Source organism: Candidatus Magnetobacterium casense (genome assembly GCF_000714715.1).
Lineage (GTDB): Bacteria > Nitrospirota > Thermodesulfovibrionia > Thermodesulfovibrionales > Magnetobacteriaceae > Magnetobacterium > Magnetobacterium casense.
The window spans coordinates 102,560-118,180 of sequence record NZ_JMFO01000006.1; the positions used below are offsets into that span (position 1 = coordinate 102,560).

Sequence of the window (15,621 nt, forward strand, 5' to 3'; positions counted from 1 at the left end):
CATGAAGGTACTGGAAGGAGACCTGCAGGGTCAGGGGTTGAGGTTTTGCGTGATAGTGAGCAGATTTAATGACTTTATGACGATGCGCCTGCTGGATGGCTGTATTGATGCACTTGTGCGTCATGGAGTGGATAAGGAGACGATAGTGGTAGCCAAGACGCCCGGGGCATTTGAACTGCCGCTTGTGGCCAAAAAGGTTGCCGCCACCCATGCCTACGATGCCGTTATAGCGTTGGGGGCGATTATCCGTGGTGCAACGCCACACTTTGAGTACGTTGCAGCAGAGTGCACAAAGGGCTTGGCACAGGCATCCATGGAGACGGGCGTTCCGGTGGCATACGGTGTCATCACCGCCGACACAATCGAGCAGGCCATCGAAAGAGCCGGCACCAAGAGCGGAAACAAGGGCTGGGATGCCGCTATAACCGCCATTGAAATGGCCAATCTCATGAAACACTTTTAAGTAAAACCGGATGACAAGAAGGCAGGCCAGAGAACTTGTATTGCAGACGTTGTTTCAATTTGACTTTACAGGCAAAATACCGGGTAGAAGCGAGCTGGAAGAGTCCCTCAAGGACAGGGTACCCTCTAAAGAGATTATTGTCTTTATAGATGATCTTGTAACAGGTACGATACGACACATTAAGGAGATAGACGAAATCATCGCAGTGGCATCACAACACTGGCAGTTGCAGAGGTTGGCCACGGTGGACAGAAATATCCTCAGGGCTGCCACCTACGAGCTTTTGTACAGGGATGACATCCCTGCGGCCGTTACGATTAATGAGGCCGTGGATATCGCAAAGAAGTTTTCCACGGTTGATTCCTATTCCTTTATCAACGGCGTACTTGACAAAATCTCCGGAGATCGTCAAAATAAGAGAAGCGCAGATAAGAAAAACTAAATAGAAGAGGACTACAAATGGCATATGCAGTAATTTCTGACGTACATTCCAACCTTCATGCCCTGGAAGCGGTGCTGAAGGATATAGGTGATCGCCGCATAGATGAGATATATTTCGTGGGAGATGCCGTGGGCTATGGTCCTCAGCCAAACCTGTGCATAGACCTGCTGAAGAAAGATTGCGGGATACTCATTGCCGGCAATCATGATTGGGCAGTGCTGGAGTATATCAGTACGGAGTTCTTTAATGTTCATGCGGCTGACGCCGTCACGTATAACCGGGAAGTGATGACGGATGAGCATATGCGTGACCTTGAAAGTTTTAACCTGTTGAAGTCTTCAGAGAAAAGAAACGCCCTCTTTGTTCACGCCACACCACGGGACCCGGAAAACTGGGATTATCTGTTTTCGGTCAAGGATGCGGAGGTCAACTTTGAGCACTTTGAACAAAAGCTCTGCTTCATAGGACACAGCCATACCCCCGTTATCATAGAGCAGTCCCAAACAGGTGAGATACTCATTCACAGGGCAAGCACAGAGATAAAGGACACCAGCAGGTATATCATAAACGATGGCAGCGTCGGTCAACCAAGAGACAGCGACCCGCGTGCCTCATACGTAATCGTAAACGACTCATCCATTGAGATCGTCCGCGTGCAGTACGATATCTCAAAGACCCAAAAAGAAATGGAAGCAGCAAAGTTACCATTCAGGTTAATAGAAAGACTGTCCTACGGGTATTGAGGAAAGAAAAAGGAAACATAATAACTGTCTGAACCAGGATTGCACAGATTAAAAGATTTACAGGAAAAAAGACACGAAGCCTTATTAACATAATCCTGATAATCCCTGATAATCAAATCGCTCCTTACAGTCGCCAGGCCGTTAAATCGTGGTTCAGACATCTTTAATGCTTAAGTCAACAGCATTACCCCTGAAAGGGGGCAAGCCGCCTTTTATGCCGGGGGGCGCTGACCCCTTGACCCCTTATATACGCATTTTTATTACCACTTGTTATCCACCAAAAATTTATGTACCCACCGCTTTTTTTTCTTGACAAGATTATTTTATTGTGGTACTATTTCATCTATTGTTTGATTTTAATACTATGAAGTGAGGACTTAAATGGTTGAGTTTACGGGTTGGTTCTTTGTGCTTCTGGCGAATTTCCTGGTATTGCTCTACGTCCTAAACGTTTTGCTGTACAGGCCAGTTATAAATATGTTGCAGGAGAGGGAGCGTGTCAAGTCCGATTCACTGGCCGAGGCCAAGGCCCTGCTGGCAAAAAAGGACGCCGCTGTCGAATCTCTGAAGAAAGACCTCGCCATCGCCCACGAACAGGCAAAAAAGGAGTTCAATAAGCTCAAGGAAGAAGGTCTCTCAATACGTAAGGAGATAGTTGACAAGGCACAGGATGAGTCCATCAAGAGGTTCTCCGGGGCCGTTAAGGAGATTGCCGCCGAAGTTGAGAAGGTCAAATCGTCGTTAAGGGTAGAAATCGCTTCTTATGCCGATGTTATCATCGAAAGGCTAGTGTATGAACGCAAAAATTAAGATAGCTCTATTGTTTGTTGTAACAATCGTGGCAACGTGTGGTCTTGCCTATGCGTCAGAGTTGGCAGGTGATGCACCGGCGGCAGGACATGGGGAGGGGCACGGCTCATCGCTGGTGCAGTGGTTCTGGCTCGTGGTCAATTTTGCAATCTTTGCCTCGGTGCTGTTCTACTTCCTCAGAAAACCGGCAGCCGTCTTTTTCCGGCAACGGACGGAAATGATCGAGGCAAGTCTCAATGAGGCAAAAGAGGCCAGGAGTATCGCAGAAAATGCCCTCAAGGAAATCGACGAAAACCTCCGCCTAAAGGACGACGAAATAGCACGGATCATCAAGTCGGCACGGGAACTGGGTGAGGCCGAAAAGGATCGCTTGATCAGTAGCGGCAAGGAGTTCGCCGAAAAACTCATCGAGCTGACCGAAAACAACATAGCCGACGAACTCAAACGTGCCAGGGAAGACCTCAGAGAGATGGCCGTAGAACAAGCCGTTGAGCTGGCAGAGAGGCGGATGAGAGAAAAGATGAGCGACGCAGCAATCCAGGCCGGTTTGGTTGATGGCGCAATAGAAAAGATTGGGGCAAAAAATTGAAAAAGCACAGTAAGGTAGCCAAAAGATACGCTCAAACCCTCTTTAGCTCTCTAAGCATAGACGACATAGAAAAGTTAATACTGGAGCTTTCCCTCGTTAATAAGTTGATAGAACAGGATAAGTCCCTGCGGGCAGTCTTCTGTAGCCCGATGTTCTTTGAAAAAGACCAACTCGATGCCATTGACCTCATAGCAGGGGAACTAAAACTCACAAAACTGTGCAAGGGCTTTGTCCTTAACGTCATAAAGAAAAAGGACATCGATAAGATATCCGATATACTGGCCGTGTTGACACGGTTCTATCTCTCCGCAAAGAACATGGTGCGGGCAGTGGTCATAGCGTCGGCAAGGCTGGATGAGCAAAGACACAAGCGTTTACGTGATTCACTCCGTACCCGGTTGAACAAGGAAGTTGAAATAGAGTATGTCATAGACCCGTCGATCATTGGCGGGATCGTCGTAAAGGCCGGAGGCTATGTGTTTGACGTGAGTCTTAAGGGTCAACTGGCAAAATTAAGAGAAGCACTATTAAAGGGGTGATGATATGGAAATAAAAGTGACAGAGATAAGCGCACAGATCAAGAAAAGTATATACGGATTTGAGGAGAAAATAGACGTAAGTGAGATAGGCACCGTTCTGAGTGTTGGCGATGGTATTGCCAGGGTGTATGGGCTTGATAAGGCTATGTCAAGCGAGCTTCTCCAATTCCCTAACGACGTCTATGGCATGGCGTTAAACCTTGAAGATGAGACAATAGGCTCCGTTCTCTTTGGAGAGTCACAGCTCGTACACGAGGGAGATATAGTAAAACGCACGGGCAGGATCATGGACGTCCCTGTCGGAGAGGCATTGTTGGGAAGAATCGTCAATGCCATAGGGCAACCGATAGACGGCAAGGGTCCCATCGACACCAAAGAAAGAAGAATGGTGGATATCATAGCCCCCGGTATAGTTGACAGGCAGTCGGTGCATGAACCGATGCAGACCGGGATCAAGGCCGTTGACGCTATGGTCCCCATAGGTAGGGGGCAGAGAGAGTTGATAATTGGCGACCGTCAGACCGGTAAGACGGCCATCGCCGTTGACGCTATCATAAATCAAAAACACACCGATGTCTTTTGCATATACGTGGCCATTGGACAGAAGATGTCTAACGTGGTGCGCGTGGCCAAGACCCTCGAGGAGCACGGCGCCCTCAAACACACAACCATCGTGTGTGCAAGCGCCAGCGAACCGGCCTCGTTGCAATACATAGCGCCCTACAGCGGTTGCGCAATGGGTGAGTACTTCAGGGACTCCGGCAGACATGCCCTGATCATATATGACGACCTCAGTAAACAGGCCGCAGCCTACAGACAGTTGTCGCTGCTGCTGAGACGCCCCCCCGGACGTGAGGCATACCCCGGAGACGTGTTCTTTCTGCACTCAAGGCTGCTTGAGAGGGCGGCAAAGCTCTCCGATGCCCTGGGAAAGGGGTCATTGACCGCACTGCCGATCATCGAAACCCAGGCCGGAGACGTCTCGGCATACATCCCAACCAACGTTATATCCATAACGGACGGACAGATTTACCTTGAGCCGGACCTGTTCTATGCCGGCATCAGACCGGCCATCAACGTCGGACTGTCGGTCAGTCGTGTTGGAAGCGCCGCCCAGACAAAGGCCATGAAACAGGTAGCAGGTACCCTGAGGCTTGACCTGGCACAGTACAGAGAGTTGGCCGCATTTGCACAGTTCGGCACAGACCTCGATAAGGCAACCCTCGCGCAGATAGAACGTGGCAAGAGAATGGTCGAACTCCTCAAGCAACTGCAGTACATGCCCATGCCCTTTGAGGAACAGGTGGCAGTGCTCTTTGCGGCAACCGAAGGATTCCTCGATGCGTTGCCCGTTGAAAAGATAAGGGAATTCGAACCCGCCTTCTTACACCATATGAGGAAAAATAAGGCAGACCTGTTAAAACTCATAGTCGAAAAGAAGGCCATAACCGACGACTTTAAACCCGCTCTTTCGGAGGCCGTCAAAGAGTTTATGAAGACCTTCACAAGCGTAGAGTAGTATATAAATGCCAAGTCTCAGAGACATAAGAAAACGCATAACATCAATAAAAAGCACCGGTAAGATCACACGGGCGATGCAAATGGTCTCCGCCGCAAAACTCAGGCGGGCACAGAGCAACGTCCTGATGGCCAGACCATATTCCAACAGCCTGAATTCTCTGATTATGAGCCTCTCTGCCGGCGTTGACGACAAGGAAAGCTATCCGCTGTTGTCGGTACGACCAATCCAACGGGTAGAGGTCCTGGTACTGACCAGCGACAAGGGGTTGTGTGGAGCGTTTAACACCAACATCCTCAAGGATACACAGCGACTACTGGCCGACCTCAAACGACAGGGAGTGGAGGTCAACCTCACCACAATCGGAAAGAAGGCAAAGGAATTCTTTCATCGCATGGGAGTGCCAGTGAGAAAGTCGGTCGTCGATTTCTATAAAACCTTTACGTATGAGCAAGTTCAAGGCATAGCCAACGAAATAATTATCTCCTACACGGGAGAACGCCCCGAAGACAAACCGGAAGACAGGATAGACGAGTTTATCATCGTCTACAATGAGTTCAAGTCCACGCTCGTGCAGACGGTCAAGCGTATGCGACTGTTGCCCATCGAGCAATTACCGGGTGAACAGACAAAGAAGTCGGAGGCCCATGGTCATACGGATATCCCCACAGATCAGATCAAGTTTCTGTTTGAACCCTCGGAGTTGGAGATCATAAACGGCCTGCTGCCCAAGTACGTAGAAAACCGAATCTATCTGGCAATCCTTGAATCACAGGTATCGGAAGAGGCCGCCCGGATGGTAGCAATGGAAAATGCCACACAAAACGTCAAAGAGATGCTGGAACAACTCACGCTACAGTACAACAAGGCCAGACAGGCATCCATTACCAACGAACTCCTCGACATTGTAGGCGGAGCCTCTGCTATTACAAGCAGTTGACAAGTGGCCTGTATTATTTTGAAAATACCATAATAAAAGAGATATAAACAGAGTAAATCAGGAGGTTGATATAATGAGAATAGGAAGTGTTGCACAGGTTATCGGGGCAGTCGTTGACGTGGAGTTTGAAGGGCAACTTCCTGAGATATTAAATGCCCTCAAGGTCGAGTATCCCGCCGTGCCCGACAAGAAGCTCCCAGCCATAAACCTGACCCTTGAGGTTGCCTCGCACCTCGGTGACAATACGGTACGCACAATAGCGATGTCCTCCACCGACGGCTTGGTCAGAGGGATGAAGGTCACGGACACCGGGCAGCCGATTACGGTGCCGGTTGGTAATCAAATCCTGGGCAGAATCCTTAACGTTATCGGGGAAGCATACGACAAAAAAGGCCCCATAAAGGCCGAGGACCATTGGTCGATACACAGACAGGCGCCATCGTTTGTCGAACAGGAGCCAACCACGCAGGTCTTTGAAACTGGTGTTAAGGTCTTTGATCTCATGATACCGTTTGTCAAGGGCGGAAAGATCGGTATGTTCGGAGGCGCCGGCGTTGGAAAGACCGTCGTCATCATGGAGATGATCCACAACATAGCAATGGTGCATGGTGGTGTGTCGGTCTTTGCGGGCGTGGGTGAGAGAACCAGAGAGGGTAACGACCTCTATCACGAAATGATGGACTCCGGCGTTATAAACAAGGCCGCACTGATCTACGGTCAGATGAACGAACCCCCGGGTGCAAGACTCAGGGTTGTTCTGACGGCACTTACCGCAGCCGAATACTTCAGAGAACAGGGGCAGGACGTTCTGCTCTTTATAGATAACATATTCCGGTTTACCCTGGCAGGGGCGGAGGTCTCCGCTCTGTTGGGCAGAATGCCATCAGCCGTGGGATATCAGCCCAACCTGGCCACCGATATGGGTGAACTCCAGGAGAGAATCACAACGACCAAGAAAGGCTCCATCACCTCGATGCAGGCCATCTACGTCCCTGCTGACGACCTCACCGACCCTGCTGTTGCAACGGCCTTTACGCACCTCGATGCCACGGTCGTGCTATCGAGAAAGATATCGGAGCTTGGCATATACCCGGCCGTGGATGCCCTGGATTCAACGTCGAGAATCCTCGACCCCCTCGTCCTCGGTGATGAGCACTACAGGGTCGCCAGACAGGTGCAGATGACCCTCCAGAGGTACAAGGAGCTACAGGACATCATCGCCATCCTCGGAATGGAGGAACTCTCGGAAAACGACAAGATCGTCGTGGCACGGGCAAGGAGGCTACAGAGGTTTTTGAGTCAGCCCTTCCACGTTGCCGAAACCTTTACCGGCACCCCCGGAAAGTACGTCAAACTCGCTGACACCATAAAGGGCTTTGATGCCATAGTCAACGGACAGTATGACGACGTCCCGGAACAGGCATTTTACATGGTAGGCCCCATAGAAGAAGTCGAGGAAAGGGCCAAAAAGTACGGCTGGTCCAGGCAGGTATAATCCGATATGAAAGAGTCCCTGACCTTAGAGATCGTAACACCCGTTGGATTTGCCTTCACGGAGGAGGTGGACGAGGTTGTAGCCCCCGGCACGGAAGGGCAGTTTGGAGTGTTGCCGGGACATACGAGCTTTTTGACCACCTTGGAGCCAGGCACGCTCGTGTACAAAAAAGGGGCAACCTTGGGGCGGGTAAGCGTCAAGAGTGCCTACGTCCAGGTCGTCTCTAACCACGTGCTGGTCTTGGCAGATAGCGCAGAGCTGGAAAACAGCACCGTGGATGAAAAACACTGAGCACCTTCAAAACAACAAGAAAGGGGCGATTTGTGGCCAGGGTGCCTCACCCCCTCCGCCCCCCTTCAGAACCCCCTGCAAGGGGGCCAGCCCCCTTGACCCCATTATCTCTGTTTCACAATGCATGCTTATATACCCAGGATTTCTATTGTGTACATGAAAAATTACGATAGGAGTTTATAATGGCCGTTTTACATGAAAATATGAAGGAAAGAATGAAATTTCTTCATCACGAGGATGGTTTAGATGTCTATTTGGATTTAAGAACTGGTGAAAAAAAATATTGGTAGAACACCTTAGAAATGAAACTCAAGTAATTGGCAAAAAAAGAAAAAGGATTCTGATATAGAATTTTACATTTGCTTTGCTCTATTCATATGTTTTATACTAAAAACGTATTTTACTATGTTGCAGGAATAGACCTATGAACGAGCCTAAAACCACCGTTGGGAAAATCAACAGGGGTTTCCAAGTTACTATCCCCAGGGAACTCCGGGAGTTGTTTGGTCTTAAGATTGGAGACTTGGTTGAGTTTGAACGGAAAGAGTGATGCGTGATAATCCGGCATGTTGAAGTCAAGCGGAAGGCATTGGTAGAACAATTAAGACAGATGTTGGATAACCAACCGGAGAATGAGTTTAGCAGTCTTTCAGAGGAAGAAGTCATGGCAATTGCCAATAAGGAGATTAGAAAGACCAGAGAGGAGCGAAGAAGGAAACAAGCTACTAAAACAGAAGAAACATCATAAATCAATCTATGAAAGTTGTAATTGATTGTAATGTTTTTATATCCGCAGCGTTAAATAGAGGAACTTGCCGAGATGTAATAGAGAAAGTAATTGAAAGACATACTATTTATTTTTTTCAAAAAATCATTGAGGAATATCTGGAAGTAGCATATAGGCCGCAATTCCAAAAAGTTAAGACATTTGATGTAATTTGGCAGTACCTAAAACAAGCTGCCATACTAATAGAACCAGTACAACAATCCTTTAATCTGATAGATTTAGACGATTAAGTTTACCTTGCCACGGCGCTAGCAGCTAAAGCTGATGTGTTGCTTACCGGTAGCAGAAAACATTTCCCTTTCTCTCAGTATGAAGGTATTTTTATATTAAGCCCGGTTGAGTTTTTGAAGTCGTCTTAATATGAATGTGTAAAAAATGCCTTAATTTAAGCACTCACGGTTAATATTGGTGCTACCCTTGACAATAATAGTACAATCTATTAGTATAAGTACATGGGCATAAATGTTTATAAATAATTTAGGATTGAGCAAGGGGGTTGCTTTGTGCCACAGACTACCCTTGAAAAGACCTGAGAGCCTTTACAACAGGGGTTATCATTGTCTTGAATACGGCATGGTGAAGCAAGGGAGGCGGATATAAGCAAGTCCACCATCAGTAGTTTCCAGTTATTGGAACTGTTTCCCGACGAAGAAGCAGCGCAGAAGTATGCCGTAGTAGAAGCTCAACAAACTACACTACGACTTATCAAAGGCGATAGTGCAAAGGTATTGCGAACGCTTCCCGCTGACAGCGCAGACTTGATCGTGACTTCTCCACCGTATGCGAATCAGCGTAAAAGCACCTATGGGGGGATTGATGCAGACCGCTATGTGGAATGGTTTATGCCAATAGCCGACGGATTACAGGGCGTTTTGAAACCTACAGGTTCATTCATCTTGAATATTAAGGAATGTGTAGTCGATGGGGAACGTCACACCTATGTAATGGAATTAATAATTGAAATGCGTAAGCGCGGTTGGCTTTGGACGGAGGAATACATCTGGCACAAGCGTAATTGTTATCCGGGTAAATGGCCTAACCGCTTTAGGGATGCCTGGGAACGTTGTCTGCACTTTACGAAGCAAAAGAGATTCTCCATGTATCAAGAATCGGTAATGGTTCCAATGGGGGACTGGAAAAATTCACGCCTTAAGACTCTAAGCGAAACCGACCGTATACGCGATAAGTCAAAAGTTGGGAGCGGTTTTGGAAAGAAGATTGAAAACTGGGTTGGCCGTGATATGGCTTATCCAACTAACGTATTACACTTGGCTACGGAGTGCGGAAATAAGAACCATAGTGCCGCTTTTCCTGAGGGACTGCCGGAATGGTTTATAAGGTTATTCACTAAACCTGGTGACATGGTACTTGATCCGTTCTCCGGTTCCGGCACAACAATGCGTGTTGCCCGCAATCTTAAACGCAACTCTATTGGCGTTGAAATATCGGATGAATATTGCGAATTGACGGCAGCGGAATTGGGACTTAAGAAACTTGACAACGATATTTATGATGCCGCTTAACCTATCAGACGTTATTGAATATATAAATACAAACATTGGCCCTCAATTCCACGCAAAGAAAATCTCAAAAATTAAAGAATTGACTTTAGATGATGTCATCAAACGTAAGAACCCATACCTGTTCAGAGCAAAAGGCAGTAACAGTGCACACGATTTCATTAAGTCAGTCCTTGACGCTACCGTCTCCAGCGGAGAAGAAACTACATTTGGGAATTTTCTTGAGAATATAGCAATCTTTGTTTGTGAAAAGGTCTATGGTGGCAGAAAGTCGGGCATTGTCGGCCTTGACCTCGAATTTGAAGACGACGGCAAGAAATATCTTGTCAGCATCAAAAGCGGTCCCAATTGGGGAAACTCAGGTCAGATCAAAAACTTAGTCAACAATTTTAATGCAGCAAAAAGGACGTTGGCAACTTCCGGTGGCGTTGTTGATATGAATATAATATTTGTTGAAGCCTGCTGTTACGGGATAGATAATCTGCCAAACAAAGGAACTCATCTCAAGTTGTGCGGGCAACGATTCTGGGAATTAATCTCCGGAGGAAATGAGACGCTTTATCGAGACATCATCGAACCGTTGGGGTACCAAGCCAAGCAACGCAATGACGAAATAGGATTACTTTGCAGCGAGAAACTTAATCTGTTCACTGCGGCTTTTGTTGATCGGTTCTGCGATGAAGGAATAATCAACTGGGATCGGTTGATTCTATTCAACTCAGGTAAAAAACAAGAGAGGTGATGAAAAGACCTGAACTCCTTAGGCAGCAGTGTTCTTGCCTAAGGGCTGACAGGGCAGTACTGCATCTCCTGCTCAGTTGGCAGATTCACACGGAAGATGCACCCCTGTTGTCCGGGCCGGCTCTCGACGGTGATATCGCCCCCGTGGTCCTGGACGATCTTCTTGCTCAGAGGTAAACCAAGTCCGGTACCCGTACCGATTTCCTTGGTTGAAAAGAATGGCTCAAAGATATGGTTGAGCTTGTCCGGCGCCACCCCTGTCCCCGTATCTGTTACCTTGATAATTACATACTGCCTCTGGTCTGTCAGCGTAGTCTCCGTGGAAACTCCCAGCACCCCACCGGTGGGCATGGCGTCTATTGCGTTTGAGATGAGATTATCCATGACCTGGCGTATCTGACTCTTATCGATGGGCACGTCGGGCACTGCGGTGATTGTTTTTTTGATGCGAATGTTTTTCTCACTGCATATATCTGCGTAGTTATTTATGGATTCCTCTACAACGTGGTTTACGTTGTAGTACTGTAGGTTCAACTGTGTGTTTTTTGCGTATGACAGGGCGTTTTTCAGTATCATCTCCAGCCTTGTCACCTCGGAGTATATCACCTCGGCACACTGTTTTTCCCAACTGCTCTGTGGCATCAGCTTGTTCAAGCGTCTGGCATACCCCCCAATGACCATCAACGGGTTTCGTATTTCGTGGGCAACGTTGGCGGATAGTCTGCCCAGGGCCGATAGCTTCTCGGCCTGTGTGAGACGGTCATTGAGGCGTTGTTTTTCCTGTTCGTTTTTGTGTTTTTCGATGATACTTGCAGTGGCGCTGGCCACGGCAGAGAGAAAGGCCTCCTCGGTGTCATCCCGCTTGTGTCCTTTATCCACGTACAGATTGACAACCCCCAGGAGTTGCTGCCCCGAAAACACAGGTACACAGTAATGACCGTGCTCATGCATCCCCTCATAGTGAATGTCGTGCATACAGTCAATGTGATCGATAAAGACAATCTGTCCGCTCAGGGCAGCACGACCACACAGACACTTACCATATGGGATGCTGTTACACAGATGAAGGAGCCTGGAGTCCAACCCATAGCTCACCGCCATCCTCAGAGAGGCATGGGCATTGTCTGCGAGAAATATACACCCCTTTGACTGAATCCTCAGCCACGGTATAGATAGTATGAGGTCAAGGACACGTTGCAGTTGCGCTTCAAAAGACAGTTTACTCAGAGAGACCATGAGTATTGAGTTTATCACCTTCTGAATATGATAGTTTTCCCGTACTTTTTCCTCTGCCTGACTCCTTTCGGTTATCTCTGTCTTCAACCTCTCATTGGCCTCTGTGAGTGCCGCGGTACGCCTGGCAACCCTGCCTTCAAGCTCCTGATTGACAACCGTCATCTCCTCCCTGGTCTGTTCAAGCTCTGTGATATCACGCGATATGCCTATGATGCCAACAATGTTACCGTGCTTATCGTACCACGGTATTTTTGTGGCAGAGATACATACCCGTCTGCCGTCTTTGCGGACAAACTTCTCAACTATGCCTATCAGTGCCTTGCCGGTGCGTATTACCTCCTGCTCCATTTCCATGCTGATAGCGGCCTGCTCACTTGGGAGATAGTCATGATCGGTCTTTCCCGTCATCTGTTGCGGGACGGTGTTGGAGTGTTTGGCCTTTGCCCTGTTGACCATCACAAACCTGCCGGCGATATCCTTGAAGTAGATTGAATCAGGGATTGTGTCCATCAGCGTCATAAGCAACTCAAGATGTTCGTTTGTCTGTTTAATCGATTCCATACTTTTTTAACCTGTGTCTGAACTGTCTGAAGGAGATGTTAAGCAGTCTGGCGGCATCCGTTTTAATGCCCCCCGTGATCTCAAGAGATTTCTTGAGATACGCCATCTCTATGTCTTCAAGTATACTGTCGAGGTTAACGCCCTCGGGGGTTATATTTACCCCGGAGGTTGACAGCGTTATTGCCTTTTGCATGACGTAGTTCCTGATTTCTGCAGGAAGGTCATTTGCGCAGATGGTTGGGCCATCAACAAAGGTCAGAAGCCTTTCTACGATGTTTTCGAGTTCCCTGACATTACCACGCCAAGGGTAATTCATCATGAGGTCCATGGCATCCTGAGAGAACTTTGTCTCCTTGCCCCCGTGTTTTTCAAAGAAGTGCTCGATAAGCACCGGTATGTCTTCCCGCCGTTCCCTCAGTGGGGGGATCAGTACGGGGATGACGTTTAATCTATAGTAAAGGTCTGTCCTGAATCTCCCGGCTGCTGCTTCGTCCTGCAGGAACTTGTTTGTGGCCGATACGACCCGCACATCGACGGTGACGTCCTTTGTGCCACCGATTCTGCGGAAGGAGCCATCCTCGAGCACCCTTAGTAGTTTTGACTGCAGGGTCATGGGCATATCGCCTATTTCGTCAAGGAAAATGGTTCCGTTGTTGGCGACCTCAAAGAGGCCCTCCTTGTTGGAAGCCGCCCCGGTAAAGGCCCCCTTCATGTAGCCAAACAACTCGCTCTCCAGTAGTCCCTCGGGGAGGGCGGCACAGTTGATGGCCACAAAGTCCTTGCCGGCGCGCTTACTGAGGTTATGGACGGCATGAGCGATAAGCTCTTTGCCACAACCACTCTCACCCATGATGAGTACGCTTGAGTTACTGTCGGCTATTTTGGGCAAACTCATGAGCAGTTCCAGCATGGGTTTGCTCTTGCCTATGATGTTTTCGAGTCTGTAGGTGGAGAGTATTTGGTGTCTGAGATTTTTGACCTCTCGTTTTAGCAGGCGTTTTTCGAGGGCGTTTTTGACTATCAGGCGGATTTCGTCGATCTTAAACGGCTTGTTGATGTAGTCGTAGGCGCCGAGCTTCATGGCCTCGATGGCATCCTCTGTGGTACCAAAGGCCGTTATCATCAGCACGATAGTCTCCGGAGCAGTATCCTTGACAGAGCGTAATACGGCAAAGCCATCGTTTTTGGGCATCCTGATATCTGTAATGACTATGTCAAAGATGTCCTTTTTGATGGTCTCAATTCCCTCGCTGCCATCATAGGCCGACAGCACGTTGTAGCCTTCACCCTCCAGGAGCATCTTCAAGATGTCATTCATGCTCTTTTCGTCCTCGACGATTAATATCTTGCCTTTATTGCTTATGTCTGTCATACGGTAAAAATACCTCAAAGACACTGCCCTTGCCAACAGTGCTCATTACGTTGATCCTGCCGGAGTGTTCATGCACAATCCGGTACACCATGGCAAGGCCAAGTCCACCTCCACCCCGCTTAGTTGTAAAAAAAGGGTAAAATATTTTCTTAAGCATATTCGGTTCTATACCGGCACCATTATCCTTGAATATTATTGTAACAAATTCCGGCAATTGTTTCACCTCCACGGAAATTTCTCCGTTGTCCTGACATGCCTGAATGGCATTAAGGCCCAGGTTCCAGAACACCTGCCGGAGCTTATTGTCATCGGCATCGATGTAGACCTCATGAGCGATATTGGTATTGATTGTCACGTTGCTGTTGGTTGAGGCAAGGGCACGGAGCATCTCAATGGTTTCACCCAGAGTTCTGCTCAACAGGATGGTTTTAAACTCCGGTGGACGGGGGCTGGAGTAGGTCAGAAAGTCGGTGATAATCTTATTCATCCTGTCCATTTCAACAATTGCGATATCCATGATTCTTTTGCGCTTGGTCTCGTCGAGGCTGCCCTCTTTGAGCATCTCAACGGAGGAGCGGATGGCGGAGAGGGGGTTTCTGATTTCGTGTGCTATGTTGGCGGCCATTTCGCCGATGGCGGCGAGTTTTTCCTTTTCTTTCATCTCCCGTTCCATTTCAGCGAGCTTTGTGTGGTCCTCAAAGGTAATCACATAGCCCATGACCTCACCGATGTCGTTTCTGTGTTTGGATATCTTTAGTTCAATGATTTTCTCATCACTGGCAATGGTGATGCACCCACTCAGGCGTCCGGTTTTGATAGGTGCGGGGATGAATTCAAAGACGTCCCAGATGGTTTTTTCTATGGCCTGTGTTTTTTTAAGCCCCGTGATCTGTTCAGCGGGACGGTTAAAGAGCATGATATTGCCAGCGGTGTCGGCATAGGACAGGCCACCGGGGATGTTCTCTATGACCTCAAGGTGGAAGGCATAGAGGTCACGGAAGTCACTTTCACGTTTCTCCAGGGTTTTGGAGGTCTTTTCGAGGTTCATCAGCAGGTGTCTGCCCAGAAAGGCCACCAGAAACATGGCCATTATGTTGGCAAAGATATTGTAGAAGAAGTCCTTGGCATTTAGTACCTTGCTGAAGTGTATGCCGATGATCCCGTAGAACTGCATGACGATCACGGAGCCATAGGTCAGGGCGCTGATGGCTGCAATGGAGAGTATTGGACGTCTGCCGAGGGTTATTCCCGCACCGATGACGTTTACCAGGAGCATAAAGGAAAACCAGCTCTCTATGCCTCCGGTTATTAAGATAAATAGCATGATAAGTGCTATATCTACGAGTATCTGTATGTAGGCAAAGACAAAGTACCCCCTTGTGAGCTTCTTAAGCAGCAGGAGATACACTATGGTCAGCAAGAAGATAAAGGCGGCAAAATAGGACAAGAACCGGGAGTTCTCTACTATTAAGAAGTTCTTGTTGTAGACGTAAAACGAGGCAACCAGGAGATAGGCAATAAAAACCCTTGAGCCTATCAGTGCCCTTATCTTCTTTGTTTGCTGTTGATGCAA

General features: G+C 48.2%; 18 protein-coding genes. 15 read left to right on the forward strand and 3 right to left on the reverse strand.

Annotated elements, in window-relative coordinates; translation table 11 throughout:
* The first annotated feature begins 1 nt into the window (after window position 1).
* The 15 genes from ribH to Mcas_RS05325 all read left to right on the forward strand — a co-directional run bounded on the left by ribH (window position 2) and on the right by Mcas_RS05325 (window position 10,880).
* On the forward strand, window positions 2-463 hold the full coding sequence (gene ribH / locus Mcas_RS05260; RefSeq protein WP_040334525.1) for a 6,7-dimethyl-8-ribityllumazine synthase: 462 nt from the start codon (window positions 2-4) through the stop codon (window positions 461-463).
* Window positions 464-473: 10 nt separating this feature from the next.
* Window positions 474-905 carry a transcription antitermination factor NusB gene (gene nusB / locus Mcas_RS05265; protein WP_040334464.1) on the forward strand — a complete coding sequence of 144 codons (432 nt, stop codon included), beginning with the start codon at window positions 474-476 and terminating at the stop codon, window positions 903-905.
* Between the two features lie 17 nt (window positions 906-922).
* Complete coding sequence (locus Mcas_RS05270) at window positions 923-1,648, forward strand: metallophosphoesterase family protein (RefSeq protein WP_040334465.1); 726 nt, start codon at window positions 923-925, stop codon at window positions 1,646-1,648.
* Window positions 1,649-2,029: 381 nt separating this feature from the next.
* The gene (locus Mcas_RS05275; RefSeq protein ID WP_040334466.1) at window positions 2,030-2,458 is read left to right on the forward strand and encodes a F0F1 ATP synthase subunit B; all 429 of its coding nucleotides are present in this window, start codon (window positions 2,030-2,032) and stop codon (window positions 2,456-2,458) included.
* On the forward strand, window positions 2,442-3,047 hold the full coding sequence (locus Mcas_RS05280; protein ID WP_040334467.1) for a F0F1 ATP synthase subunit B: 606 nt from the start codon (window positions 2,442-2,444) through the stop codon (window positions 3,045-3,047). Before Mcas_RS05275 ends, Mcas_RS05280 begins: the two co-directional genes overlap by 17 nt.
* Window positions 3,044-3,586: an ATP synthase F1 subunit delta gene (gene atpH / locus Mcas_RS05285; protein ID WP_040334468.1), complete on the forward strand. Its 543-nt coding sequence runs from the start codon at window positions 3,044-3,046 to the stop codon at window positions 3,584-3,586. The genes Mcas_RS05280 and atpH overlap by 4 nt, the downstream gene beginning before the upstream one ends.
* A gap of 4 nt (window positions 3,587-3,590) precedes the next feature.
* On the forward strand, window positions 3,591-5,105 hold the full coding sequence (gene atpA, locus Mcas_RS05290) for a F0F1 ATP synthase subunit alpha (RefSeq protein ID WP_040334469.1): 1,515 nt from the start codon (window positions 3,591-3,593) through the stop codon (window positions 5,103-5,105).
* A gap of 7 nt (window positions 5,106-5,112) precedes the next feature.
* Window positions 5,113-6,045: an ATP synthase F1 subunit gamma gene (gene atpG / locus Mcas_RS05295; protein WP_040334470.1), complete on the forward strand. Its 933-nt coding sequence runs from the start codon at window positions 5,113-5,115 to the stop codon at window positions 6,043-6,045.
* Window positions 6,046-6,118: 73 nt separating this feature from the next.
* Window positions 6,119-7,540, forward strand: coding sequence for a F0F1 ATP synthase subunit beta (gene atpD / locus Mcas_RS05300; RefSeq protein ID WP_040334471.1), 1,422 nt, complete (start codon window positions 6,119-6,121; stop codon window positions 7,538-7,540).
* Between the two features lie 6 nt (window positions 7,541-7,546).
* Window positions 7,547-7,831 carry an ATP synthase F1 subunit epsilon gene (atpC, locus tag Mcas_RS05305; protein WP_040334526.1) on the forward strand — a complete coding sequence of 95 codons (285 nt, stop codon included), beginning with the start codon at window positions 7,547-7,549 and terminating at the stop codon, window positions 7,829-7,831.
* 424 nt (window positions 7,832-8,255) lie between these two features.
* Window positions 8,256-8,381, forward strand: a complete 126-nt coding sequence (locus Mcas_RS17425; RefSeq protein ID WP_081853628.1) for an AbrB/MazE/SpoVT family DNA-binding domain-containing protein — start codon at window positions 8,256-8,258, stop codon at window positions 8,379-8,381.
* Between the two features lie 39 nt (window positions 8,382-8,420).
* Window positions 8,421-8,579, forward strand: a complete 159-nt coding sequence (locus Mcas_RS05310) for a hypothetical protein (protein WP_156033164.1) — start codon at window positions 8,421-8,423, stop codon at window positions 8,577-8,579.
* Window positions 8,580-8,587: 8 nt separating this feature from the next.
* A complete protein-coding gene (locus Mcas_RS05315; protein WP_040334473.1) occupies window positions 8,588-8,848 on the forward strand; it encodes a putative toxin-antitoxin system toxin component, PIN family in 261 nt (86 codons plus the stop codon).
* A 474-nt stretch (window positions 8,849-9,322) separates the two neighbouring features.
* The gene (locus Mcas_RS05320) at window positions 9,323-10,141 is read left to right on the forward strand and encodes a DNA-methyltransferase (protein ID WP_040334527.1); all 819 of its coding nucleotides are present in this window, start codon (window positions 9,323-9,325) and stop codon (window positions 10,139-10,141) included.
* Complete coding sequence (locus Mcas_RS05325; RefSeq protein WP_040334474.1) at window positions 10,128-10,880, forward strand: PmeII family type II restriction endonuclease; 753 nt, start codon at window positions 10,128-10,130, stop codon at window positions 10,878-10,880. The genes Mcas_RS05320 and Mcas_RS05325 overlap by 14 nt, the downstream gene beginning before the upstream one ends.
* A 38-nt stretch (window positions 10,881-10,918) precedes the next feature.
* Here the strand turns inward: Mcas_RS05325 and Mcas_RS16320 are convergent, their stop codons facing one another.
* The 3 genes from Mcas_RS16320 to Mcas_RS05340 are packed head-to-tail and all read right to left on the reverse strand — an operon-like array spanning window position 10,919 to window position 15,621.
* Window positions 10,919-12,676, reverse strand: coding sequence for an ATP-binding protein (locus Mcas_RS16320; RefSeq protein ID WP_052566886.1), 1,758 nt, complete (start codon window positions 12,674-12,676; stop codon window positions 10,919-10,921).
* A complete protein-coding gene (locus Mcas_RS05335; RefSeq protein WP_040334475.1) occupies window positions 12,663-14,048 on the reverse strand; it encodes a sigma-54-dependent transcriptional regulator in 1,386 nt (461 codons plus the stop codon). Before Mcas_RS05335 ends, Mcas_RS16320 begins: the two co-directional genes overlap by 14 nt.
* On the reverse strand, window positions 14,029-15,621 hold the full coding sequence (locus Mcas_RS05340) for a two-component system sensor histidine kinase NtrB (protein WP_040334476.1): 1,593 nt from the start codon (window positions 15,619-15,621) through the stop codon (window positions 14,029-14,031). Before Mcas_RS05340 ends, Mcas_RS05335 begins: the two co-directional genes overlap by 20 nt.